This is a genomic window from Streptomyces sp. NPDC050636, from assembly GCF_040654775.1.
Taxonomy (GTDB): domain Bacteria; phylum Actinomycetota; class Actinomycetes; order Streptomycetales; family Streptomycetaceae; genus Streptomyces.
Window position 1 is genome coordinate 1 of the sequence record NZ_JBFAIP010000070.1, and the last position, 24,419, is coordinate 24,419.

Sequence of the window (24,419 nt, forward strand, 5' to 3'; positions counted from 1 at the left end):
ACCGTCTCGCGACTGTCCGCCTCGGCCTCGTCCGCGCCGGGCGCGGCGAACGGCTTGATCTCGTTGACGAACTCGGTCTCGATCCAGCGGGTGTGCACCGTGAACGGCGCGGCCGAGTCGGCCAGTTCCGGCGCGAACGCCGGATCGGCGACCACCTTCTGGTGGAAGGGAATCGCGGTGGCCATGCCCTCCACCGCGAACTCCGCCAGCGCCCGCCCCGCACGCTGCAGCGCCTGCTCACGCGTGGCACCGGTAACGATCAGCTTGGCCAGGAGCGAGTCCCATGCCGGACCGATCACCGACCCGGACTCCACACCTGCATCCAGCCGCACCCCCGGCCCCGAGGGGGCTTCGAAGCGGGTCACCGTGCCGGGCGCAGGCAGGAAGTTGCGGCCCGGGTCCTCGCCGTTGATGCGGAACTCGAACGAGTGGCCGCGCACCGCCGGGTCGTCGTAGCCCAGCTCCTCACCGTCCGCAATACGGAACATCTCCCGGACCAGGTCGAGGCCGGTGACCTCCTCGGTCACCGGGTGCTCCACCTGCAGGCGGGTGTTGACCTCAAGGAAGGAGATGGTGCCGTCCTGGCCGACCAGGAACTCGCACGTCCCGGCACCCTCGTAGCCGGCCTCGCGCAGGATCGCCTTGGACGCCCGGTACAGCTCCGCGTTCTGCTCCTCGGTCAAAAACGGCGCGGGGGCCTCCTCGACCAGCTTCTGGTGACGGCGCTGCAGCGAGCAGTCCCGGGTGGAGACCACCACCACATTGCCGTGCTGGTCGGCCAGGCACTGGGTCTCCACATGCCGCGGGCGGTCCAGATAGCGCTCGACGAAGCACTCACCGCGGCCGAACGCGGCGACGGCCTCGCGGACCGCCGAGTCGTACAGCTCCGGGACCTCTTCGAGGGTGCGGGCGACCTTCAGGCCGCGGCCGCCGCCGCCGAACGCCGCCTTGATGGCGATCGGCAGACCATGCTCCTTCGCGAAGGCCACCACCTCCTCCGCCCCCGACACCGGGTCGGGGGTGCCCGCCACCAGCGGGGCCCCGGCACGCTGGGCGATATGACGGGCCGCCACCTTGTCACCCAGATCCCGGATGGCCTGCGGCGGCGGGCCGATCCAGATCAGCCCGACATCCAGCACCGCCCGCGCGAACTCCTCGTTCTCCGACAAAAACCCGTAACCCGGGTGGATGGCGTCCGCGCCCGACTCCGCGGCGGCCGCAAGGACCTTGGCGATGTCCAGGTAACTGGTGGCAGGAGTGTCACCGCCCAGCGCGTAGGCCTCGTCGGCTGCGCGGACGTGCAGGGCATCCCGGTCCGGCTCGGCGTAGACGGCTACGCTCCCGATCCCGGCGTCCCGGCATGCCCGAGCAACGCGGACAGCGATTTCGCCCCGGTTGGCGATGAGCACCTTGCGCACGAAGCTGTCATCTCCTGGATCGTTATCTCGGCCCCGATGAGGGCAACACTGACGACAGTGCCGAGGCCATCGCCAAGGACAATGCCGGGAAATTCCAATTCGGCAGTAGCCGGGCACAGTTCGGTCATTCCTCGGGGCCACGGGGACACTGCACCGGAAGGTAGTGATCAGCTTCTTCGGTCCGAAGCAATGATTCAAGGGGGTCGAGTTTCAGACTTCGGTCAGATTCTGCAGGCGTTTCTTTGCCTCCGCTCCCGGCGCGCAGAAAAACGTCAGCACAGTGTCAGATCCACCGACGGGCGGTCGGAATTGCGACAACAAAACGGGGCGTGCCGGTCCCTCTCCGAAGAGAAGAACCGGCACACCCCGGTTGCACAGAAGGGCAGTTACCCGGCTGTCCGCCGCCCGTCACCGAACTCAGCGCACGGCCGCCCGCCACGTCGGCGCCGCACGACGGCTGAGGCTGTCGTGGACGTCGGATTCGGCATAGCGCACCCGCCCTGCGTCGCGGCGGCGTCGCCACTGCCGCTCGCTCGCCAGCCGGTACACGCTGCTGGTGGACAGGTCCCACAGTCGGGAGATGTCCGCGACGCTGAGCCACCGTTCGGGACACGGCCCCGCGACCACGGCGGGCCCCGGCTGCTGCATGCGGCGGCGCAGCTCCGTCCAGGCGTGCCCCGGCCAGCTGTGGTCGGCATCCGCGTCACAGACGATCTCGGCGTCCCGCCCCTGGCCACGGATGTGTGCGGCGAGTTCGCCCGTACAGCCGACGGCCACGCACGCTCCGACGCGGACCCGTCTCCGCACAGCGGGTTGGGTCACCCGGTATGCCGCCCGGCTGAGCCGGGCGAGTTCCCCGGTCGCATCGGCGACCGCGGGGTGCGCGGCGAGCCAGTGCGCGTGCTGGACCAGGAATGCCGCGAGCGTATCGACGGAGCGGGGCGGCGCCGCGATCTGGCGTTCCGCCGCGACCAACCCGCTCCACGAGCCGAGCGTGGTGAGGATGGCGGACCGTATGTCGGCGGCCGCGCCGTTGAACGGCATGCCGGGCAGCGAACCGCCCGACGCCTTTTCACGCAGGCCGGTCTGCGTCCCGCTGAGCCGGCGCTCGCACTCCTCGTACAGCATCGGCAAGCCCTTGAGCCGCATCATGAACTGGTCACGACATTCCAGACACAGACGTGAGCGCGCCGCGGCCGACACCTGCCCCGCCCCTGATCCCCCTTGTGCGCACTCCGCCCCTTCGCAGACCGCGCGCGCCGTGCCGCCGTACTCCCCGCTGGTGTTCATCCCGTCCCCGCTGTCCCCGTGTTCCGCTATTGATGTGCCTGACCAATCCGCGAACACAGCGGTCACCGCCCGCCGAGCCGGATCCCGACCCCTCGGATGGTGATGATCCAGTCGCTCGAACCGAGCTTGCCACGCAGGCTACTGACATGGGTGTCGAGCGTGCGGCGCGACCAGGAGTTGCCCCAGACCTCCTGGACGACCTGCTGACGGGAGATCACCTCACCTGGGCGCGAGGCCAGCAGGTACAGGAGGTCGAATTCCTTGCGAGTGGTGTCGACGAGACGGTCGTCGACCCAGATCTCTCTGGTCCGGGCGTCGATGTGCAAAGGTCCGCGTGTGAGGGCCGATGCGGCCGGCTGCGGCCTGGCACGGCGCATCACCGCGTCCATACGGGCCAGCAGCTCCCGTAACCCATACGGTTTGGCCAGGTAGTCGTCAGCGCCGGCCTGCAGCCCCAGGACGCGATCGAGTTCGGTGGCCCGCGCGGTGACGACGATGATGGGCACCTCACTGACCGCGCGCAGCTGCCGGCACACCTCAACGCCGTCCAGATCAGGCAGTTCCAGATCGATCAGCACCAGGTCCACGTGCACGTAAGCGTCGAAGGCCTTGCTGCCGGTGTCGACACTGCTGGTGCTGTGGCCGTGTCGGCGAAGGCTCTGAACCAGACTCTCCGCGGCATCGGCGTCGCTCTCGACCACGAGCACCCGCCACAGATTCCGTCCCGCAGCGCGTCCCTGCCCTGCCCCTTGCCCTGCGTCCTGTCCGGCCGTATGCCCTGCCGCATATCCAGCGCCCTGCCGCCCTAACTGAGCCTCTGCCGTGACACCCGCTGTTCCTGTCGCCTCCCCAAGATTCGCGGGAAGCGCGGCCTCCAGAAGGCTCGTCGGATGTGAATGCATCTATCCCCCTTGATGAATAACGTTCAACGCCCCCGACGGATAGCTCCCCACAGGCCCGCGCAGGAGACAACAACTGATTCACCATACAAAACAGGTCTACCTGTTTGTCAACGAGGGCTGAGATACATCACAAGGCCAGCGCACCGATATCCCAACTTACCGAAGAAATAAGCCGAGTTAAGCCTTCTAAAGCAAGGCATAGGCCGATCCTGGAGGCCTGCACCCCACTTGAAGCCTACCCCCGACCCAACCACCTCTTGACGTGCAGCATTCCATTCCTTACCAACCATCAAGCACAAAGATCAAGCAAATATTCGCACGTCAACACCGCCTTCCCCGCACCCCCCGGCCAACGCACAACCACACCCACCCCTCGACATCCAACGCACCACGGGAGAGACGAAACAGGCAGACCTGTTTGTTACCATTGCGGTCACCCCGCTACGAGGCAGGCCGGTCGGCATGCCGGTCTCCCATGGGTGACCGGGATACCCGAGGAACACCGCCCAGCCCGACGGCCAGCAGAAACGCCCTGCACACAGTCGCGAGGCGGCAGTTCGGGGCCCGTTGTGCTGCTCCGTGACCAGGCGCCACGGAGCAGTTCCCACCCAGCCGAGGAAGTGCCATGACCAAGCCCCTTCAGCCCCGGGCCGCCCGCACCCGTCAGCTCATCATCGGGTCGGCGGCCACAGCGGTGGACCTTTACGGCCCGGAAGCCAGCCTGGGACAGATGTGTGAGGCGGCCGGCATCAGCCGCGGCGCCCTGAACCACCACTTCGCGCTCCGACAGGACGTACTGGCCAGCATCCGGTCCGCGGCAGAGACCGAACTGGCATTACTCGGACGGCAGTTGCTCCGCCATCCGGGGCCACTGGCCGAGGCGGTGGACGAACTCGCCACGGCCCTGCGCGGCAAACTGCGCTCGGACACGGCAATCCGGGCGGGGACCCAGCTGCTGCTGTCCGACCGGACCACGGCCCGCGCCCTGATCCGCCGCACTCAGCGAATCCTGCGCCGGCGGGCCGTAGTCGAGAGCCGGCGCGGCCGACTGCGACGGCGCACCCCACCCCGGGCGACCGCCGCACTGTTCACCTGCGTCCTGGTCGGCCTCGAAGCGGTGGACCGGCTGGACACGGAATGGTGGGACGACGGCTGCGCGGAGGGAATGTGGCAGCTGCTCATGGCCGTGACCGTCGCCGACCTCGACAACGACCTCACCCAGGGCCCGTGATCCCACGCCCTCATCACCCGGCCTGCGACAGCCCCCGCCGCCCCTTGTCCAACCGATCCATCCGCTCCAGCTCATCGGCCCGCCGCTCCCCGACCTCCAGGCGCGTGAGCAGGCCGGGAACCGCGAGGCCGGGCAACACCGACCGCCAGAAAACGGACACCCGGTACAGCATGTCCCGGCGGGAATCCGATAGTTGGGAGACCAGCTGGATACCGGTGAAGGCTCCGACCACCATGGTCGCGGTGTCATCGACATCGACGCCGGGCTGCAGCTCGCCGGTCTCCTGCGCCTCCTGCAGCAGCGCACTGAACTGCTGAAAGGACCACAAGTACGGCACCGTCCGGCCGGATCGGTAGGAGGTCTCCTCCACCGCCAGCCGCACCGCCGCCTGCAGCACGATGTCGTCCTGCAGGGCGCGGGCGAACTTGAAGGTGATGTCGATGACCTGCTGCAGCAAGGAGGTGGCCACCGGCGGCTGCAGCAGCTCGATCTGATGCTCCACCACGGCGTCCGCGATCGCTTCTTTGGAGGGGAAGTGGAAGTACAGCGCACCGCGCGTCACTTCGGCCCGCTTGAGAATGTCCGTCGTCGACGTGCCCTCGTAGCCGTTCTCCCGAAACGCCTCCGCGGCTGCCCGCACGATGCGACTGCGGGTACGCACCGCACGCTCCTGCCGCGCCATCCTGCCTCCAACAGATCTCCACATAAAAAAAGCCCGGCCGTCCTGTATGTTATGCGAACCGGCGCCCCGTAGTTCCCCCTGGAACCGTCTACTTTGAGGCCCTGTGGCCGACAACGCTCCGTGAACTCTCTCGATCGCCGTCCTGCCCCCTGACCGGCGGCACCGCCGTGCTCGCCACCTGGGTCACCAGCCGGGGCAACCCCTGGGCCGCCCCCGTCCAGGCAAGGGCCGCGGCTCGCGCTGCGCGAGAGCCGACGCGCGGCCTCTCTCGAACTCATCGAACAGACCCGCCACATGAGCGATTTGTACTGTGAGATCTCAGCCGCACTCCGCATACCTACGACCGACGAACGCACGGCCCGCCTCAAGGAACTGCACGATCGCGAGGTCCCCGAGTACGCGAAGATCCGCCGCAGCACAATTGGGCCACCGTGACCCTGAGCAACGCTGTGCCCATCCACGCGAAGTCACAATGGATGGGCCACAGCTCGATCAAGATCACGGTGGATCGGTACGGCCACCTCACCCTCGACGGCAGCGAGCGCTGCCGTCAGGTCATCGAGGCCACCTTCGGGGTGCACATGCTCAGCGGATTCCCAACGACGCGAGTACCCGCCGCTGAGCTGCTGCCGGCTTCGCCGGGAAGAACAGATAACAGACCCCGCCGGTGGCACCGACGACCTTCCCCTCGGCGTTCTTCCGCTTCGTCCGCAGCCAGATGTTCTCGAACTGGGATGCGGGGCGGTAGTAGATGCTGGACGGGGCGGCAAACGTGCAGGTCAATGGCTTGGGCTCGTTCGCTACGAACGAACCCAAGCCGGGCGGTGCTGACTTCGTGCTGAGTTCCGCTGCCGTCCCTTCCAGTGTGGTGGGTGGCGTTGTGCTGGATCGGTGCTGGCTTCCGGCGTTGGCGGGCGGAAGCGCGGACAGCCCAGGCCGCGACACGCTCACTCTTCACTGTGCGTCAGCTCGGCTCCCACGCCATCTCCCTCGTGGAGGCCCGCCACGACTGGTCCATGAAGGTCATGTGATTTCTTGGGCCTACGACAATCCCTGACCAGCGCGCGCTTACTTCTCAGCGCGGTCAGGGCCTTCCCTAGTGACGTCGAGGAACGTCCCTGAGACCTCCCTGGGGCGGACAGTGGGCCCGCCTCGCACAACACGAGCGGCAGGTCGTGGTTGCCCGAGCGGGGTACGTGAGGCTGACCGCCGAGAGCGAATTCTCCGCACCGGTGTGAGCCTGGTTCCCCATGCGCCCGCATTTCGAGAAACTCTGTGGTGCCAGGGATGTTGCGAACGAACATGGAAAACTACTGATGCGTCTGCCGAGCGGCACCGACTCGGTGACATGACGTAGCGGCAGACGAAGCGGAAGCGGGGTCGCTAGCACCTCACCGACCTGCCGGCACGGCCCACGCCCGCCCAAGAAGGCGGGACCCCAAGCCCCCCCCGCCACACCGCAGCGGGTCCGCAGAACTGCCCACCGTCCTCCGAATCGCACGGTCAGAGGGCTCGTCAGGCAGCTGATCCCGGGGACCTTTCGGGGCTTCTCGCTGCCTGAACGGGCAGGGGTCTCAAAGCTCGGAAAGGGCCTCCGACGCAGGTCGGAGGCCCTTTCCCGATCGCGGCGGCTTCCCTGTAGCGCATGCCCTGTTGCATGAGCCGAAGGTAAAGCCGTCGCTCTTCCGCCGGCGCCCGAATCCCCAGATTGACCGAACGGTCGCGGTTCTCGCAGCCCATGGCACCCTTTGCGCCGGGGTGTTGCAAGGACCAATCGAACCTGGGCTGCCATGAGGGCCGTTGCTGACATGGTGGGTGCACCACTTCCAGGCCCTACACCCACCACACGGGGGTCGTGCTGTGGTGGGTTACCGGCCGACGGGCCACATGGACGGACCAGCACTGATGGCGTTCCTACCATTGCCCGGGTAGAGGTGCAGGCTACGGTTCCCCCACCGGGCGGCGACGTCGGTCTTGCCGTCACCGTTGAAGTCGCCGCCGAGCACGGCGCTCATCGTGCGCCAGGACTTGTCCTCCCACAGGCTGGGCCCGCCGGTGAGGGTCCCCTTGGTGTTGCCGTTGTAGACCCGGAAACTGCCGTCGTGGGTCACGGCGACGATGTCGTCCCGGCCGTCGGCGTTGAAGTCGCCGGTGGCCAGGATCCTCATGGTGCCCCAGGTGTTGTCGTGCCACAGGTCGCGCTTGCTGCCGCTGAGCGTGCCGTCGGCCTTTGTGGTGTAGGCGTGCAGCGAGCCGTCTCCCCACACGGCGGCCAGGCCGTCACGCCCGGAGGTGTCGGCGCGGTAGCGCACGATCTGGTGCATGGTCCGCCAGCTCTTGTCGTGCCAGATCTCGACGCGGGGCTTCAGCGTGCCGTTGGCCGTGCCGGTGTAGAGGAACAGCTGTCCGTCATCGCGCCGCGCGACGATGTCGCCCTGGCCGTCGCCGTCGAAGTCGCCGCCTATGATCTGCTGGTAGCCCTTCCAGCTGCCGTCGTGGGCCCACAGCTCACGACCGTACTGCAGGGTGCCGTCCGGCTTGGCATAGAAGGCGTGCAGGTTGCCGTCGTTCATCACAGCGGCGACGTCGGTGCGGCCATCGCTGTTGAAGTCGATCGAGGTGATCACGTCACTGACGTCCTGGAACTTCGTCGCAAGCCGCACCGTCTGGATCCAGCTGGCGATGTCGTCCGTGCGGGTCGCGACAGCGTCGGTGCGGGTCTCGTCATCGTGGCCGAAGCAGCCGCCCTGCCAGGACTGGCTGCTGACGCCCACGAGTTCGTAGCGGCCGCCGATATCGCGCCATACGGGAGCACCAGTATCGCCCTCGCAGACGGCAGCGCCGTCGTCCTTGCCTGCGATACCGAGCGAGGTCTGTTTCGCAGCGTCCACGGAGAAGCGCCCGTAGTGCAAGCGGTCGGGGACCCATTCGTCCTTGGTGCGGCCGTAGCCGCTCACGAAGACGTCCTCGCCCGGCAGCGGGGCCTTGGCTGTGATGTCGACGGGGGCGATACCTGTGACGGGCTTGGCCAGCTTGGCCATCACCATGTCACGGTCGTCGCGAGGAACCAGCTTCTCCACGGTGATGACAGAGCCGCCATCGCGCGTCAGGTCCGTGCGGCCTACCGTGGCGGTGGTCTTCGTCTTCGGCGCCCCGGCAGGAACCTCAAGGCTCTGCGCCGGATTGTCCGCAAAGCAACTGGCGGCCGTGACCAGCCACTGCTGATCAACCAATGCGGCCGAACAGCTGCGCTGCCCACCGATGTCCAGCTTCGCCGTGAACGGGTACGAGCCGTCCTTGGTGGCAGGTCCGACAACAGCGGCCGCGGGAGCAGCAGACAGCGCACCGGCCGCGATGGTGGAGGTAAGAAGTCCTGCGGCCAGGGCGGCGCGCGAACGTCTGACAGACATACGTCTCCCTTGTCTGGGTTTCGATTTCATAGATGTGGGGTCGGCAGCTCTCCACCGATGCTTCTGGTGCGTGGGATGTGTCGTCCGAGTCGCCCCGTGGGTTTCGCCTCCGGCACCGGGACGCCGCGAGTGGAAATGGCAGAAGTCCGGGGCCCCGGGGAAGCAGTGCATGCGCGGCTTTTCCTGGCTCCCGGCAAGCGAGAAACCACAGGACCGGTAAAGGCGGTCGCAGCTCCAGGAGCACGTGAAACCCTTGCCACTGAAGGTCGACGTCGCTATCCATCCCGATGCACTTGTCGTCCGGCACCAGTTTTCACATGTCGGCCCCGCCACCCGCGCGCACAGGCTTGTCGTCGAAGTCGAATTCCGGCCGGCCGGTCGGTGACAGTAAAGGTCCTATCGGCCTTGAGAGCGCGCACCATCTCGTACGCACTCTCGGCTCGTACAGCACCCATCAACCTCGCGGAAGGCGAGCGGGAACCGTGGTACAGCCGCATCGCGCGAGATTATCTCCGCTGAAAACTGGAAGGCCTCGTACAGCGATGACCGCAACACCCTCCATTTGCTTTGCCACCCGGAAGGAACCAGCCCACAGTTCACGCCAACCAACCCGACAGCGGGTTCTCGGGGCCCGGGGAGGGCCTGTGGTCAGCCCTTGACGCGAAGCGCAACCAGAACGGTGGGACCAGCCGGCGGGTTGGCGCCGGGGCCAACCCCCTTGATGGCGTTCTTGGGCACGTCGACGCTCTGGGTTTCACCAGCCGAGGTGAGGTCGGCCTGAACGGCGACATCACCGGTCATGATGTTGTAGACCTGGGGAAGTTCCAGTGTGAGGTAGCCGATTTTACCGGTCCCGGTGACCTTGAAGCAGTACCGGCCCTGCATGGTCTGTCCTGGGTGCTTGACCGAGGTCAAGACCTGGATGTCCTTGCTATCGGGGTTCCGGCAGTCGGCTAGGACGATGTGGCCGTCGCCCTTGCGGAGCAAGATTCCCTGCTCCTTGAGGATCTTTGCCGCGTTCGGGTAATCGAAGGTCTCCACCGCATACGGCGGGGACACATCGTCGGCGGACCGCTGGGCGGCGTCATGCGCGAGCTGCGGCGCCGCCTGCGCAACGGCGAGGGTGGAGCCACCCACGACGGCCGCAGCGGCGCTGATGACGCCCACAGTCAGCGCCTTGCGCGCACGAGATATCACCAGAGATTCCTTCCAGGTGTACTACGGCAACAACAGGAAACCGCAGAGAAAATGGGCCGAATGGGCAACTGTGAACCTACCACCCGCGAAACTCAACGAGCAGTCATGGTGGCTGGATAACAGAGCGATAACAACATAGCTGCGGTGTGCAACCTTTCGCGTTTTTACTCGTCTTAAGCGCCTGAAACATATCTATCGGCCTGCTGTTGGATTGCGCCACATCCCCCTCATCCCTTTGCTTGTTCACCTGTACGTCCAGTTATGCTCGCGGCGTCGAAAGACGCCACAGCGGTAACTGAACAGAGAAAGACAATCGGTGAGAGACAAGCTTTACTTGACGAGACCTGGGGGCAGGTGGGGATTCGGCATACGGAAGCTGTGCTTGAGCCTGCTGCCCTTGACGGTCCTTGCGGGATTGCTCGACGCAAGTCCCGCCGCCGCAACCGGCGTGCCGGAGGCGGGCGTTGTCGCCCGTGGTCGCGTCGTGGAGCTGTGGACGACGGGTGGTCCCATGGTCAAGGCCGCAGCCGAGGCTGCGCTGTTGGGTACCGATGAGGACATCCGCACATTCCTCGACAGTGAGAAGGATTTCGCCGAGTTCACCGACTACGGCATCAGTACAACGCGGATATTCACCGCGGGCGGTGTGACGGTACGCGAGGCCGCCTCCAAGGCGTTGCGGTCCGGTTCGAAAGACGAACTGCTCAAGTTCCTGAAGGATGGATGGAAAGAACCGGCCGAGACGGACATGCGGATCCTTGCCACGCAGATCACCACCGCGGCGGGTCCTGAGGTCAAGAAGGCCGGCCAGGCCGCGCTGCGGGGCTCGATCGAGGACGTCCGCACGTTCCTTGAGAAGGAGCAGTTCCCGGCCTTGGAGTCGGATGACCGGATCCGTGCCACGCAGATCATGTCGGCTGGCGGCCCGGCGACAAAGGAGGCCGCGAACGTCGCACTGCGGGGTTCGATCGAAGACGTCCGCGAGTTTCTCGCAGTGGGGCAGAACATCGCCCGCAACCGCGACAAGGAACGGGCCACCGTCTCCCAGCTGGCCGAACAGGCCAAGCAAGCAGGCGAGGACGCCAAACAGCAGACCGAGGCCGCCAAGCGAGCCTCGAAGAAGGCAGTGACAGCCGCACAGCTGGCCAAGGACCAGGCGAAGAAGGCTGCCGAGGAGACGCAGAAAGCCGGCAAGGACTCCGACAGGGCCGCGAGTTGGGCGGGTCGCGCGGCGGAGGCGGCGAAGGGTGCCGCCAATGCCGCGCAGGAAGCCATCAGCACGGCGCAGGCGGCCAACCACGCCGCCCGGATGGCTGCGAATGCCGCCGCGAGGGCAGCTGCGGCGGCGGCAGCAGCCGCAGCAGCTGCGTCACGGGCTCGGGATGCGGCTGCCAACGCGGCAACCGACGCAAGCACCGCTTCGGCGGCACGCCGGGCTGCCGAGGATGCCAACTCGGCCGCGGCCGCGGCCGAGAAGTCGGAGCAGGCAGCCGCGCAGGTGGAGATTGCCGCCCGGGCAGCCGGCGATGCGGCGAACGCGGCCTCCAGCGCCAGCGACAATGCCGATGCGGCCGCCGATGCGGCGGATGAGGCGGGCCGTTACGCGGGCACGGCAAGTGCCGAGTCCGCCAGGGCCAAGCAGTGGGCGGCAACCGCCCGTGCCCGGGCCCGGGAGTCGCGCCGTGCCGCCATAGCGGCACGAGACCTCGCCTACGAGGCCGCCAACGCCGCGGGCCAGGCGCGAGCAGCAGCTCGCAAGGCCGCCGAACACGCCAGGAATGCCGCGACCGCCGCGAAACGGGCAGCAGACCATGCGGGCGAGGCGGCAACGGCCGCCAAGCAGTCCTCCGATCACGCGAAGGCCGCCAGGGAGGCTGCTGACAAGGCGACCGATGCGGTCGCCACCGCCCGCAAGGTCCACAGCATCGCGGTCAGAATCGAGGCGGAGGAGCTCAAGGCCCGAACCCAGGCGGGTATCGAGAAGGCCAGGGCCGAGGAACAGTCCGAATACCTGGAGCAGGCGGAAGCGGCGAAGCAGACCAAGGCCGCCAAGGAACTCGATGACGAAGCCAAGCGTCTGGTCGCGGAAGCCGCCAAGTCCGATGCCGACGCCAAGGGTGTGGTGGCCAAGGGCCGCAAGGTCGCTGTCCTGGCGATGAAGACCCGCGGCCTCTGGAGCCAGGCGGCTGCCAGGAGCGCGCTGTCGGGCTCCGACGATGCCGTCAAGGAGTACCTGCGCACCGGCTGGCAGCAGGCCGCCGAACAGGACGAACGCGCACGGGTCCAGAACCTCGCGGTCAACAGCGCCTACGAGGATGTCCGGAAGGGGGCCGATGAGGCGCTCAAGGGCGACGCCAAGCAGATCAGTGAGTTCCTCCGCACCGGCGCGGACGAGGCCGCGCAGACCGGTTACAGCATCCGCGTCACCCGGATCGCGGGCAGCGGTGGCACGGAACTCAAGAACGCCGCCCAGGCGGTACTGAGGGATGGCTCGATCGCCAAGCTCCGCAAGTTTCTGAGCGAGGGCCAGTACACCGCCCAGGAAGACGACGAGCGTATCCGCGCCACCCAGCTGACGGGTAGCGGCGGTGGCGAGACAAAGGCAGCGGCCCGGATCGCTCTCGAAGGGACGTCGGAGGCCCTGCACGACTTCATCCAAGTCGGGCAGTACGCGACCGCGCGGCAGGACCATCTCACCGCCAGCCACACCGCGATAGTCCAGCAGCTCATAGCTGAAGCAGCCGGAACAGCCGCCACCGCGCAGAAGAACGCTGCGGAGGCAAGCGTCGTCGCCGCCAAGGCCAACAAGGCCGCGAATGACGCCGAAAAATACCGCGTACAAGCAGGGAAGTCGGCCGGTCAGGCCAGCGAGTACGCGACGGAGGCCGGCAAGCACGCGACGGAGGCCGAAAAGTCGGCAGCCGACGCCGCAAAGTCCGCGCGCACGGCAGACGCGGCGGCCAACGCGGCCGAACGCGATGCCGGCAAGGCCGAATACGATGCATCACGCGCCTCCGTCTCCGCCATGCAGGCAAACGCCTCCGCCAACTCCGCCTACGCCGCCGCGAACGCGGCACGTGCCTCGGCCGAGGCCGCCGGCAAGGACGCGGCGGCCGCCGCTGCGGCCTACAAAGAGGCCTTCGGCACCTACATGGCCAAGAAGCGCAAGGAAGAAGAGATACGCCGTCAGGAGGAGGAACGGCGCCGCAAGACGGAGCAGGCTCTATCGGAAGTGGAGCGGCAGCAGCTCCAGTTCCTGCGGGAAGCGCTGGTCGCCGGTTGGAAGGCCGGCCAAGAACCCAAGCCGGACGCCATCGACCTCGGGTTCCAATGGCTGTTCGGAACCGGAAACAAGGTGGACTTCTTCACTGCCGGGGACGAGTTCACCGAGCAGATCCGCAATGACCATTCGATGGACTACGTCCGCGCCGAGATCGCCGCGAAGATCCACAAGGGCGACCCAGACGATTTCCAGGGCGGCTACAGCGTCATGACGCATGAGGGCTGGCCTCGACTACTGTCGGACGCTACAGATGTACTCACACTCGGCTGGACAGGAACGACCAAAAACCGGTCCTCCGGCGGGAAGTTCGGCACCTCCACCGCCACCTTCCTCGGCTCGTACAACTACAAGTTCAAGGTCATCTCGCAAGACTCCGGGACAGGAAAAGCCAAGGTAGGAATCCAGATCGAGAACAAGACCACCATCACTTCCTTCACGCACCTACCGGGTCCCGCCAAGAAATATATTGAAAAATATGTCGGCAAACCGCTCACCGGAATCGCGGATCAGTTCGATCTACCAATGAGAACAAAGCACCAGGTTGTGTACTGGGAAGAAGAGGTGAAATTGCGATGAAGAAGGTCGTCCTGCTGTCCGTGCTCTGCGTCACGCTGGCGCTCGCCGGTGGAGGGTTTCTCGTCTACCGCGTTATTGATTCGGGGTTCCTCACTGGCGCCTCTGCAGAACGGAGCGAACTCATAGGCACCTGGTCCGGGCCCCAGGGAGCGCGCGTTACCCTGCATGAAGACGGCACGGCCGAGGCAGTGAAGATCCCAGGCGGTTTCGATTGGTCCAGCGAGAAACCCATAGGGTCCATCACCGGCGACGGCACATGGACCCTAAAGAAGAAACCAAACGCCTTTGTGGACCAGGAGATCACTCTCGATCTCAAGACAGGGAAAAAAGTCGGCGCACTCATAGATGACCTTCACGTTCTGGACAAGGGAGCCCAGGGCGGCATCTACATGCCCATCTCGGAGGACTCATCGAATAAGTTCATCTTCAAGAAGTCTTCCTAGACCTCGATCCTGCATGAGGGTCCGTCAGCTTGCTGGCGGACCCTCGCGGGGCACTTCGACGGCAAGCTTCGGCGCCCCATCGTCCATGACGCAAACCTCAAGGCCCTCGCCCGAGTTGCCACGTAGCCAAATCATCAGCCCCTGCCCACATTTGGCGCGGCCGGAATTCCGAGCTACAACAACACCCCCTGGCGGGAAGACCCGTCGGGGACTCTCGGACGGATTGGTTTGGATGTGGCTACGGTCCTGGACAAGGGATCTCGCAAGAAGGACGCGGTGGACTTCGCCACCAAGGTGGAGAACAACAAGCGCGAGAACACGTCTATCGACCCGAACGCCAGCAAGGTTTCCCTTCGTCGCTATACCGAGGACTGGCTCAACGGAGTGCTCCTGCCGGGCGGCACCTGGGAGTCGTACGAGCACATCCTGCGGCTTCACGTCCTGCCACACCCTGGGGCGCAAGACGATCGCTCAGGTGACGGCCGCCGATGTGGAAGAGCTGTACGCACGGTGGGCGAAGGGCGGGGCCAAGCCGAACACGATCGACGCGCGCAGCATTGCGTTGTCATCGCTCTTCTCCCACGCAGTGCGCCACAGGCGCATATCCAGCAACCCGGTCAAGGAAGCGGAGAAGCCTGATAGTCCAGTGGTTCTGGTCGATGAGCGGAGCCTTCCGAGCCTCGAAGAGATCAAGGCCATCGCGCAGGCCATCGGGCCGCGCTTGGAGCCTGCGCTGTGGCTGATGGCTTGCGGCGGGCTGCGTATCGGCGAATCGCTTGGGGTCTTTTCCGAGGATTTTCAGGACGGACTGTTGCGCCTGCGGCGCCAAGTCGTCCGGTATCGCGATGAGGACGGACTCTATGTGGCGCGATACGCGCCCTTGAAGCACCGGAAGGAAGGTGAATGGCGCGACGTTCCGGTGCCGGAGTACTTCGCTGCCTTCGCCGATCGCTTCCCCATTCTCAACCAGCAGGGCGGGATGACATATCCCGGGCTTGTGCGCGCTTCTTGGGATCGGGCCATCAAGCGGCTGGGGCTTCCGGAATACACACCTCATTCCCTGAGGCACAAATGGGCGACCGTGACCTTGACGAATGAAGTGTCCATTCACGAGGTCTCCCGGTGGCTGGGGCACCGGTCCATCAAGGTCACGGTCGATCGCTACGGGCACCTCACCCAGGGCGGGCGCGAGCGCTGCCGTCAGGTGGTGACGGCGACCTTCGAGGGCTACCTGCCGGAGGAGCTGTCGGTGAGCCTGGCGGCCTGATCCGCTACAGGATCCCCAGGTCCCGCAGGACGCGGTGCTGACTTGGTGCTGACTTCACCGGGAAGAACAGATAACAGACCCCGCCGGTGGCACCGACGACCTTCCCCTCGGCGTTCTTCCGTTTCGTCCGCAGCCAGATGTTCTCGAACTGGGATGCGGGCAGATAGCAGACACTTGACACGATGGCAAACATGCCGGTCAACGGCTTGGGCTCGTTCACGTCGAACGAGCCCAAGCCGGGTCGTGCTGAGTTCGTGCTGACTTCCGATGCCGCCCGATCCGGTCCGTTCGGGGGCATTGTGCTGGATCGGTGCTGGTCTCTAGCGCTGCGACTGGAACCGCGGACAGCCCGGGGCCGTAAGACGCGCACTCTTCACTGCGCGTCACCTCGGCTCCCACCCCCGTCTCCCCCGCGGACGCCCGCCACCACGGCCCATGAAGGTCAAGTGGCATGGTATGGGCCGTTTGGTGCGGCCGTGTTCCGTCCCTATCGTGTCGCACTCCCGACCTACGAAGTGAGCAACGATGGACCAACCGATGTGGACCGTGCTGGCCCTGGCAAACTTTCTCGGAAAGCCCATCTCATGGGTTTATGACAATCACGAGAAGCAGGCCATCCCCAGCTTTCGCGTGGGCCAACAACTGCGGTTCTGGCCCAGCGAGATCAAGACCTGGCTGGAAGAGAATTGCCGCGAACAGGGGGTCGCATGAACGTCAAGCACAAGAAGACCGCCCGCGTCGGGCCCGCGGTCAACATCATCGAGCGCTGAGGTTAAAGGCCCTGACCAGTGCGTTTGTGTCTTTCAGCGCTGTCAGGGCCTTCCCTGCCTACACAGCCGAGAGTCCCTGAGATGCCCTAGGAACAGACATGAAGTCCCTCAAAAATCTCTGGGATGACCCTGACCGACGATGCCTTCTGATGGCAACGGGGACAGCACCCTGGCGTCCTGCCGCCGTCTCAGCAGACCAGGGCTTGCATCCGCTGGGCCGCCTTCGGGATTCGAATCCGAGACCTACGGGCCTGCAAGATCGTGACGGTTTCTGCTCCGCGGTCACACTCGATCCGTTTTTACCTGGTCAGACACTTACAGGGCGCAATGGCGTGACACTTGGTCCAACCGCTCACGCATTCGGCACGTCTGGCCGGAGGGACACGATGTACCGCTTCGCGAAGTGATGAGAGACTACTACTTCATCACAGTCATCCTCCACCACAAGGTCGATATGCCTGAATCGATGAAAGCAAGTAAAAGCGGCTACCTGCCGTCCTGAATCCGCAGGTCGCGGCCTCTGGTCCCCGCACCCGTGGGGTTGGTCCCTATCAGGGTCGGCTCGCCCGGAGTGCGGACCGCTGGTCCCCGCACCCGCGGGGTTGGTCCCCGCTCCATCGCCGACGCATGCGCCAAACGCAGCTGGTCCCCGCACCCGCGGGGTTGGTCCCGGAACGGACGAAACGCTACATCCTGGCGGTAGCTGGTCCCCGCACCCGCGGGGTTGGTCCCCCGCCGCGCGACACCGCCAGGTGACGCACCGTCTGGTCCCCGCACCCGCGGGGTTGGTCCCTCGGCGGCGGGGGCGAAGGTGTGGTTGGCCTCCTGCTCCCCACGCATGCGGGGTTGGTCCCCGGGCCATGGCCGACCGCGTGCGCCCGATCCTCTGCTCCCCACACATGCGGGGTTGATCCCCTGTCCGCGCTCAGCGGTGTTGCCACGCTCGCCTGCTCCCCGCGCATGCGGGGTTGCTCCCTGGACGCGTATGAAGATGCGCTCGCCGTCTCTCTGGTCCCCGCACCCGCGGGGTTGGTCCCTGTGACAGCAGCTTCGCGTTCGAAGTGTGAATCTGGCCCCGCACCCGCGGGGTTGTTCCCTTGTGGTCCTTGGCGCCCTTGTCGCCAGTCCTCTGGTCCCTGCACCTGCGGGGGCGGTCACGTCACGGTCGCGACGGTGCCATCCGTGAGGGTCCGCTGCCCGCCTGCGTGGGACCTCAAATAGCAGAGGCCGGACGACAGCTCCCAAGGTGCTCCCCGCACCTGCAGAGGTGGTCCCGTCATCACCTCGAATCGAAGGGCACCCACGGAACACAGTGCTCCCCGCGCCTGCGGGGATGGTCCTTGGTCGCCGTCGACCAGATGGGCCGCCCCAAGGCGCTCCCCGTGCCTCCAGGGGTGGTCCCTCCGTCCAGGGCCGCACCGTTGGCTACGGCGAGTGCTCCCCGCACCCGCGGCATTAGTCCCAGGCGCTGCCTGCGTACAGCCTGGGTCCCCTCCTGGTCGCAGCAACCCGCGGGGTTGGAAGCGCACGCACCGCGTCGGCCAGCTACTCCCCCGCGAATGGGCCCGCCGGCAAAGCTGCCCAGCTCCAGGCCTACCGGTGGCTCCCTGGGAGTCCCGGCCGCCGGAATTGACCGGCTAGTTCGCGCGGGCATGGGGAGCGCGACTTCGGGCTCCAGCTGGACGGGAGAGCGGAAAACCAGCCCAGCTGGCGCAGCGAGCAAGACAAGGACGCAAGAGGAGCACTCGGTCCTGGCTCCTGCCCCTGTTGCGGGTGGGCCTTCCCGCGGGGCGGGAAACGCACCGCGCGGTCGGCGACCTCCTCCGCGCCCTTGGGGTCACTCCTGCGGGCGTGAGGGGGCTCACCGGGTGAGAAGCAGCCCGCATCCATACGCTCGTCCGTGCCCGATGCCCTGGGTCATCGTGTCGACCAGGGCGGCGGGATCGGTGACGGTGAGTGTGCCCCGGATTTCCGCGCGGGCTATGCGCAGGCCGCTGTGAGGACTGGGGCTTGTGACCGTGGGAAGCATCCGGACGGCCAGGGACTCTTCTTCTGCGGTGGCACCGATACGGATGACGCCGTCGGGAGCCTTGCGCGGTTCGCCCGGCGGCTGGAGACGGCGAGCGAACCACTGCCTCACGTGGTCGGGGCGAGTGTGAGCCGTGCGTCGGCCTCGTGGACGGTCCGGAGCCGGCGACCCGGATTGGCGGCTGCGTGTGGGGTTGACGACCGTGCGGAAAGCCAGGGAGTCACCGGCGCGAAAGGTGCGGTCGACCGTGATCACGTGCGGTTTGTCGGTGAGTGCGCCGCGGGGCATGCCCGCCCAGTCCCCCGGAACCCTGGACTGCACGACCAGGACGAGCACGCCTGCCTTGAGGTCGACGGACCAGGTGGACAGCACACCCATCTGGGCGCGGGCGTCGGGGTCGCCGTCCACGCCCCAGCCACGAAAGCCGCTCATGACAGTGCGGTGCATGTCCTGGGCGTCAACGAGAGACTTGGCGGTGTACGGGTGCCGGGCGTCCATGGTCAGGATGCTGTGTGTGGCGACGAAGCGCGCGGCGGCGGAGGGCTTGGTCACGGGATAACGTCCCATTCGGTGGCGTTCTCGGCGATGGTGACGCGGGTCCGTGTCTCCCACCGCGTGGTGTGCGCGCGACGGTCCTCGTCGAAGGTGACAGGCTGGTCCTGTACTGGGGCTGCTGCCGGTGCGCCCGGCGCCGCTTCGATCCATGCCCAGGGCCGGGGCGACGGCCGCGCCCCGACGCTCTGCGAGGGCAGCAGTGCAGTGGACCTGAAGACGTCTTCGACGGTCCCGCTGCTCAGAGGGCCTGCCAGTGTTCCGGACGGTGGACACGACTTGCGGCCCAACCACAGCAAGCGTTTCGGGCTCTCCAACGCTGCGGCGACCATTTCGAGGAAGGCCCGGTCCGGGTGCTGCAACGCGGCTACGAACGCGGCGTCGGCCAGGTACCAACGCTCGGTGACGAGCGCGCCCCGGGAGAGCTGCTTCGAGACCAGAGCGCCCGAATCCGGGTCAGTGACGATGTACTTTGGCGCTCCGTACCAGTCGGCGAGATCGTGGTGGCCGAAAGAGGTGCCCTCGGTGTTCGCCATGCCCACGGACAGTGCTGCTGCCCTGCGGTAGTCGGTGATGATGTCACGCGGACGGACTGGGTATCTGCCGGCCCCGACAACGTGATAGTCGCGCACAGGGGTGCCTGGCTGGTCGGCCCGGACACCGAAGCGGACTGCGGCAAGCTCGCCGAGTTCCTCGGACCGATCGTGCCCGAGGGCCGCGGCGCATAGACCGATCACCCCGGACTTCGTCGGACGGCTGTGGGTGTCACGTCGGGAGAACCGGGAAACCACCCCCCAGGACTGCAGCGGGGCAGCGAGCCTGACGAGCAGAACGTGTCCGGTCACGGCGTCAGCTCCTCGACAGATTCAACGTCTTTGACGCCCAGTTCTTGGAGCACGGCGTGGATTGCGGGTTCGTAGGTGAGAACGCGACCTGCCGTAATGTCGTCGCGCCGCCGGCGGACAAAGTTGTGGTGGTTGAGGAGCCGGCGTACGGCGAGCTCTCCGGCAGGGCCTCCTTCGGCGACCTCGTCGATGGGCCTTTGGAAGGCGGCGGCGTAGTTGAATGGGCGGTCTCCGTCGAAGGCGAGTACCAGGGCGGGCAGCGACCCCGTCGAGGCGGTGGAGTTTTTCTTGGCCTGTGGGAAAGCGTTGACGAAGGCGTTGACGAACTCCGCCTCGGCAGCAACGGCAGCGGCCTCGGCGTCCTGTTCGGTCATACCTGCAGCGCGCAGGTTCTGCCGCAGTTGGCGGCGGTCGAGCACGGCGTGACGGTAGAACGTGCCGGAGATGAGGGACTGGTAGCCGGTCATGCCAGCTCCGGAGTCATCGGTCGCGTCGAGGAAGTCGAGGGCGTTGCTCTTGCGAGTGAGCTTGGCGTCGTCGGCGGCGGCGTAGAAGTCGTCCGTGTGCTCGGCCTCGTGAACGGTGAAGGCGTGGCTGCTCTGGATCGCCCCGTCCACATTCGGCGATTCCGCGATTTCTGCTAGGAAGCGGCCGTAGAGCGCGATATCGATCGCGTCGCGGGGGGCTAGCGCGGTCAGGACCGCGTCGCGGGTCGTCTTCGGAAGCGCGGGAAGCTTGACCTCGGCGATGTCGGCGGCGGTGTCCGCTTCGTTCGTGCCCGCTTCCTCCTCCTGAGAGCTGCTCTTGCGCCGCCCCTTGGGCTTCTTCGTGACCGTTGCTGTCTGGGACAGCGCGATGTATTGCTCTGCCCACGCGTCGATCGTTGCCCGTTCGGTGTTGATGTGGTCAGCGATGCGGTCGCCCGCGTCCGCCGGTGCGAAGAGCAGCACCTTGGTCAGGTTGGCGACGGTGGGCTTGGCTGGGTCGCCGAATTTGAGGCCGATGGCCTGCAGGACTGCGCGTGCCGTCGGCACAGCCCGCTCCTTGGGCCAGCCATGGCTGGTCTCCAAGGCTCGGGCAGTCACTAGCGCCCATTCGCGGGTTCGGACGCCCATCGTGTGTCCGGCGAGGGGCCCCTTCTGGGTGTTCGCCCGGTCGCGCGAATACACACGCTCTGCGCGTCGGCGTGCCTGACTGGTGATCATGTGGCGTTCCACACCACCGTAGACGATGGCCTTGGGCGCACCGTTCTCGTCTCGGACTGGGAGGACCGCGACGAGGGTCTCCAGCAGGTGGAGGGACAGGAACTGGTGCCCGGTCAGGGTAACGGGGGTGCTCACGTCAGCGTGTCCTTCGTCATGGTGGTCCGGTTGTTCCGAGTGGTGGTTCTCGGCGGCGGTGCGTGGAAGTCGACGGCCCAGTGGTAACGGATGCGGGCCTGACGGTCGGTCCAGCGGGCGAGGTCGTCTGCCAGCCGTGACCAAGAAGGCGGCGGCACGTCGCACGAGCGCAGCCGAGTGATGGCGTGCTGAAGGTGTCGCAGGGGAGGCCGTCGGCTATCGACGATGCGGTTCATCAGCCGACTGGCGCCTGCGTCCTCGGGTCCACGCCCGAGATTGGTGCCGATCCGGCGGGCCGCGGACCCGAGACTTCCGTAGCCTCTCGACGGCTCGAAGGCTCCCCGGTGATAGACAGCGAACAGGAAGGCCACCTGCTCGAACACCTGGCGGCGCCCCGGGTCGAACCAGCCCGCTTCGATGTGGGCGGTCTGGTTGATGCTTGGGCGGCGGAGTTCGGCAAGTTTGGCGTAGTTGCGGCTATTCACCAGGCCGAGGAGCCAGTGGGTGAGCAGTTCGCTGCGCGCGGGCTCGCGCGGTTCGATGCCGTCGGCGGCTGCGTTCCGTTCCGCGGTGCCTGATGCGTCGGCGATCATTTTCAATCCCCCTTCAGTTCGTCTGGCGCCTTGGGCCCTGTGAGGTCGCCTTCGAGCCGGCGAATCGCCTGGGCTTGTGCCTGGTAACCGCGTGAGTTGGCGGGCAGCGAGTCGAGTCGGTGGCGCAGGAAGCGCCTGGCAGCGTCCGCGAGCTCTGTCGCGTACTCGACGAGCGCCACGTCGACTTGGCCCTCGCTCGTTGCTTCTGTGGTTTCATCCAGTAGCACATGGAAGGGCTCTGCGGTGTGGGCCCAGTGCTCCGTCCCCGCGTCGAATCGGGCGATCTGGCTGCTCTTATCGGCCGGTTTTGGGTTGGGGTACGTCACAGTCCAGGCAACGTACGCTGCTTTGGACAAGCAGGAGGCGACGTACTCGGCGATGATGGAACCCCGTTCGGCCGCGTACCGCAGATCACGCTCCCGGCCCGGCACGAAAGGGAACGTGTCCGACACCCAGGTAACAACTGTAGTCTGCTTGGCGATCAGTCCAACCGTCCAGAGGTTGAGCCGACGGCCACTGAGCCTGGCGAGGCGATCATAAAGGTCGGGACCGTGGTCCCGGTCTGCGACAGCGGCGTACAGAGCATGCGCCTCGCGCCACAGAGCGCGGGAGGCCGAGGGCCGCAACGGCTTCGCCGTACCGTTCGCCGCCTTCTCGTAGACAGCATCCTGCATGTGGTGAGCGGCCAGTGGCTCAAGGAGCTCACCAGCCGCTAACAGGACGCGGTCGACAGCAGGTTGTCCGTCCTTGGTGGTAGTCGGCCGCATGAGGATCGAGCGTCCGAGGACGGTGTGCAGGTCGGCCAGCCCATCCACCCGCCTCCCCGACGGCTTGGTCAAGAACCCCCGGCGGGACTGGGGTGCCACTGTCCAGGTGCGGTTGAAGCGACCGGGGGCTCCGTCGGTCGGCGTCAGGTTGAGCCGCAATGTATCGCCGAGCGTCTCTCCCAGCGCAACGACGCGCATCCGCGCGCCGAGGCGTCCGGCAGCCAGGTTGGTGAGGGTCGGGCCAAGGGTCTCTTTGCCAGAGATCCGAGCGCGGCCGCCGGGTCCGTAAGCGTGCTGGGTAAGCATCGCGCGGAAGGCGACGTCGGCGGGCAGCGGAGCCGGATGAGCGAGGTGGCGGTGATCGAAGAACTGGTTGTAGTCCCCGGCGTGCTCGATCACCAACTGGGCAGGCCCTGCTCCGTGTTCGTCAACGTAGGGAGCGAGGAGAGCGTTCTGCCCCAGTGGCTGTACGGGGTGAAAAAGGTCCCAGTGCTCGTCGGGACGGCTGTCCAGCCAGTCCGCGGCGTCGACCAGCGGGCTGCTGCCGTACACCCGATCGAGCCAGTCGTCGATCGTCGTCGGGTAGGTCCCGGAGGCGTAGCAGATAGCAAGGAGGTACTCCAGCAGCGCGACGGTCTCCCCCGCAGTCGCTCCCGATATGCCGATCAGATCGTCTGCGTGCCGCAGAGCATGAACCAGGGTGACTGAAGTACTTTGCCCGGCGGTTGTAAGTGCCGGGATGCATGCTTGTCGTCGCGGGTCCCAACGGGGACGTAAGTCAGCCGCCGGAGGCGGACATATTTCGGACAACGGCACCTGATCGATGCTCCAGTCTCCCTAGTTGTCTGGTGAGATGAGTCAGGACCGTAACACGACGGATGAGGACAATGTGAGCGAATCAGAGGAGCTCAATAGCGTTGCTCACAAGTGGTGTTGGGGGACGATCGATCTCTCTGACGGACTCGTGTGGAACCCTCTCATCGCGGAGATGGCCACCGCTGGTTCCGTGATGCTTGAACTGTGGGAGCGGGTGCTGAGCCCAAGGCAACGGGTCGACCTCGCGGACGGTTTCGCAGCCAAGGACGAGCACAGTGCCCGGGTAGCGGCCGCCTTCCTGTCAGGCGCCAGTCGCATCGGTCACGCCAGCCCATCACACATGTTCTCTTTCGGTATGGAGCAACAGTCCTCCCCCACGCTCGCCAGAGCACGCACAGCGTGGCAGGAGCAGGCGCTACAGGCCGGGCTTCCCTTGCCGCCGGCCGGAGCCCGCGTCCGTCACGCGGACCCGGAGCACATCACAGCGGCGGTGCTGCCGCGGCTAACCGGTTGCAACTGCGCGGGGTACGTCGACGGTGAGCGGTGCCGCGATCAGGACCACCAGGGCCTCTACGTGGCCGCCTTTGCGCTCAACCGACACGGCGCCGACGTCCTGCACGCCGACACTGTCGCCAAGGCGTATCGGGCGACCGGCGGATCTGCCTGGGATGCGGTCCGGGCCGCGTTGGTGGACGCCGTCGCCCACCACGTGGGCATCGACGCACGGGAGCTTCCGCGCCTGATCCGACCGACGGATCCCGCGCATCTGACGGCCTTCGGCCGCCTGGCCTCCCAGAGCAACGGGCTTTCCCGCGGGGGCGCCTTTCGCGGTTTCACGTCGCCTCACGACACTTGGGAGGCGATATCGGACCGAGCGCGACTCCACGCCCGGGACGCAGTCTCGCGTATGGGCGTGGCCGGGTGATCGCCACCATTCCCACTTTGCGGGGTCGATGCCTCTTCAGTCGCCACAATGGCCATCCCCGCAGTGCGGAGCAGATGAACGTG

At 66.4% G+C, this 24,419-nt stretch carries 17 protein-coding genes, 2 pseudogenes and 1 CRISPR repeat array; of the genes and pseudogenes, 6 read left to right on the plus strand and 13 right to left on the minus strand.

Annotated elements, in window-relative coordinates:
* The 3 genes from AB0I10_RS31055 to AB0I10_RS31065 form a co-directional block, all read right to left on the minus strand.
* Positions 1–1,418: biotin carboxylase N-terminal domain-containing protein (locus tag AB0I10_RS31055; RefSeq protein WP_363156005.1), on the minus strand; the 1,418-nt coding region annotated here is incomplete at its 3' end.
* Positions 1,419–1,835: 417 nt separating this feature from the next.
* On the minus strand, positions 1,836–2,708 hold the full coding sequence (locus AB0I10_RS31060; protein WP_363156006.1) for a hypothetical protein: 873 nt from the start codon (positions 2,706–2,708) through the stop codon (positions 1,836–1,838).
* 62 nt (positions 2,709–2,770) lie between these two features.
* Positions 2,771–3,415 (minus strand): response regulator transcription factor, encoded by a 645-nt coding sequence (locus tag AB0I10_RS31065; protein ID WP_363156007.1) that lies wholly within the window; start codon positions 3,413–3,415, stop codon positions 2,771–2,773.
* An 820-nt stretch (positions 3,416–4,235) separates the two neighbouring features.
* Between AB0I10_RS31065 and AB0I10_RS31070 the strand changes: the two genes are divergently transcribed.
* Positions 4,236–4,841, plus strand: a complete 606-nt coding sequence (locus AB0I10_RS31070; RefSeq protein ID WP_363156008.1) for a TetR/AcrR family transcriptional regulator — start codon at positions 4,236–4,238, stop codon at positions 4,839–4,841.
* Positions 4,842–4,854: 13 nt separating this feature from the next.
* Here AB0I10_RS31070 and AB0I10_RS31075 read toward each other — a convergent pair whose 3' ends face one another.
* The 4 genes and pseudogenes from AB0I10_RS31075 to AB0I10_RS31090 all read right to left on the minus strand — a co-directional run bounded on the left by AB0I10_RS31075 (position 4,855) and on the right by AB0I10_RS31090 (position 10,100).
* On the minus strand, positions 4,855–5,502 hold the full coding sequence (locus AB0I10_RS31075) for a ScbR family autoregulator-binding transcription factor (protein ID WP_363156009.1): 648 nt from the start codon (positions 5,500–5,502) through the stop codon (positions 4,855–4,857).
* Between the two features lie 606 nt (positions 5,503–6,108).
* A pseudogene (locus tag AB0I10_RS31080) lies at positions 6,109–6,255 on the minus strand (peptidase C39 family protein); the annotation flags it as partial.
* Positions 6,256–7,391: 1,136 nt separating this feature from the next.
* Positions 7,392–8,933, minus strand: coding sequence for an FG-GAP-like repeat-containing protein (locus AB0I10_RS31085; protein WP_363156010.1), 1,542 nt, complete (start codon positions 8,931–8,933; stop codon positions 7,392–7,394).
* A gap of 648 nt (positions 8,934–9,581) precedes the next feature.
* On the minus strand, positions 9,582–10,100 hold the full coding sequence (locus tag AB0I10_RS31090) for a hypothetical protein (RefSeq protein ID WP_363156011.1): 519 nt from the start codon (positions 10,098–10,100) through the stop codon (positions 9,582–9,584).
* A gap of 412 nt (positions 10,101–10,512) precedes the next feature.
* On the opposite strand from AB0I10_RS31090, the gene AB0I10_RS31095 reads away from it, so the two are divergent.
* From AB0I10_RS31095 to AB0I10_RS31105, 3 genes are all read left to right on the plus strand, one after another.
* On the plus strand, positions 10,513–13,989 hold the full coding sequence (locus AB0I10_RS31095) for an ALF repeat-containing protein (protein ID WP_363156012.1): 3,477 nt from the start codon (positions 10,513–10,515) through the stop codon (positions 13,987–13,989).
* The gene (locus AB0I10_RS31100; protein ID WP_363156013.1) at positions 13,986–14,432 is read left to right on the plus strand and encodes a hypothetical protein; all 447 of its coding nucleotides are present in this window, start codon (positions 13,986–13,988) and stop codon (positions 14,430–14,432) included. The genes AB0I10_RS31095 and AB0I10_RS31100 overlap by 4 nt, the downstream gene beginning before the upstream one ends.
* A 475-nt stretch (positions 14,433–14,907) precedes the next feature.
* Positions 14,908–15,699, plus strand: coding sequence for a site-specific integrase (locus tag AB0I10_RS31105; protein ID WP_363156014.1), 792 nt, complete (start codon positions 14,908–14,910; stop codon positions 15,697–15,699).
* Positions 15,700–15,703: 4 nt separating this feature from the next.
* Here AB0I10_RS31105 and AB0I10_RS31110 read toward each other — a convergent pair.
* Positions 15,704–15,850, minus strand: a pseudogene (locus AB0I10_RS31110) (peptidase C39 family protein); the annotation flags it as partial.
* Between the two features lie 374 nt (positions 15,851–16,224).
* Between AB0I10_RS31110 and AB0I10_RS31115 the strand changes: the two are divergent.
* Complete coding sequence (locus AB0I10_RS31115; protein ID WP_363156015.1) at positions 16,225–16,410, plus strand: helix-turn-helix domain-containing protein; 186 nt, start codon at positions 16,225–16,227, stop codon at positions 16,408–16,410.
* A gap of 579 nt (positions 16,411–16,989) precedes the next feature.
* Positions 16,990–17,627: a CRISPR direct-repeat array (repeat unit 30 nt; unit sequence GCTGGTCCCCGCACCCGCGGGGTTGGTCCC).
* 703 nt (positions 17,628–18,330) lie between these two features.
* Here the strand turns inward: AB0I10_RS31115 and AB0I10_RS31120 are convergent.
* The 5 genes from AB0I10_RS31120 to AB0I10_RS31140 are packed head-to-tail and all read right to left on the minus strand — an operon-like array spanning position 18,331 to position 23,411.
* Complete coding sequence (locus AB0I10_RS31120) at positions 18,331–19,050, minus strand: type I-E CRISPR-associated protein Cas6/Cse3/CasE (protein WP_363156016.1); 720 nt, start codon at positions 19,048–19,050, stop codon at positions 18,331–18,333.
* Positions 19,047–19,895, minus strand: a complete 849-nt coding sequence (gene cas5e / locus AB0I10_RS31125) for a type I-E CRISPR-associated protein Cas5/CasD (RefSeq protein ID WP_363156017.1) — start codon at positions 19,893–19,895, stop codon at positions 19,047–19,049. The genes AB0I10_RS31120 and cas5e overlap by 4 nt, the downstream gene beginning before the upstream one ends.
* Entirely contained in the window at positions 19,892–21,235 is a 1,344-nt protein-coding gene (locus AB0I10_RS31130; protein WP_363156018.1) for a type I-E CRISPR-associated protein Cas7/Cse4/CasC, read from the minus strand. Before AB0I10_RS31130 ends, cas5e begins: the two co-directional genes overlap by 4 nt.
* Positions 21,232–21,828: a type I-E CRISPR-associated protein Cse2/CasB gene (gene casB / locus AB0I10_RS31135; protein WP_363156019.1), complete on the minus strand. Its 597-nt coding sequence runs from the start codon at positions 21,826–21,828 to the stop codon at positions 21,232–21,234. Before casB ends, AB0I10_RS31130 begins: the two co-directional genes overlap by 4 nt.
* A 2-nt stretch (positions 21,829–21,830) precedes the next feature.
* Entirely contained in the window at positions 21,831–23,411 is a 1,581-nt protein-coding gene (locus tag AB0I10_RS31140) for a type I-E CRISPR-associated protein Cse1/CasA (RefSeq protein ID WP_363156020.1), read from the minus strand.
* A 37-nt stretch (positions 23,412–23,448) separates the two neighbouring features.
* Here AB0I10_RS31140 and AB0I10_RS31145 point away from each other — a divergent pair, with 37 nt between their 5' ends.
* Positions 23,449–24,336 (plus strand): HD domain-containing protein, encoded by an 888-nt coding sequence (locus AB0I10_RS31145; protein ID WP_363156021.1) that lies wholly within the window; start codon positions 23,449–23,451, stop codon positions 24,334–24,336.
* Positions 24,337–24,419 lie beyond the last annotated feature (83 nt).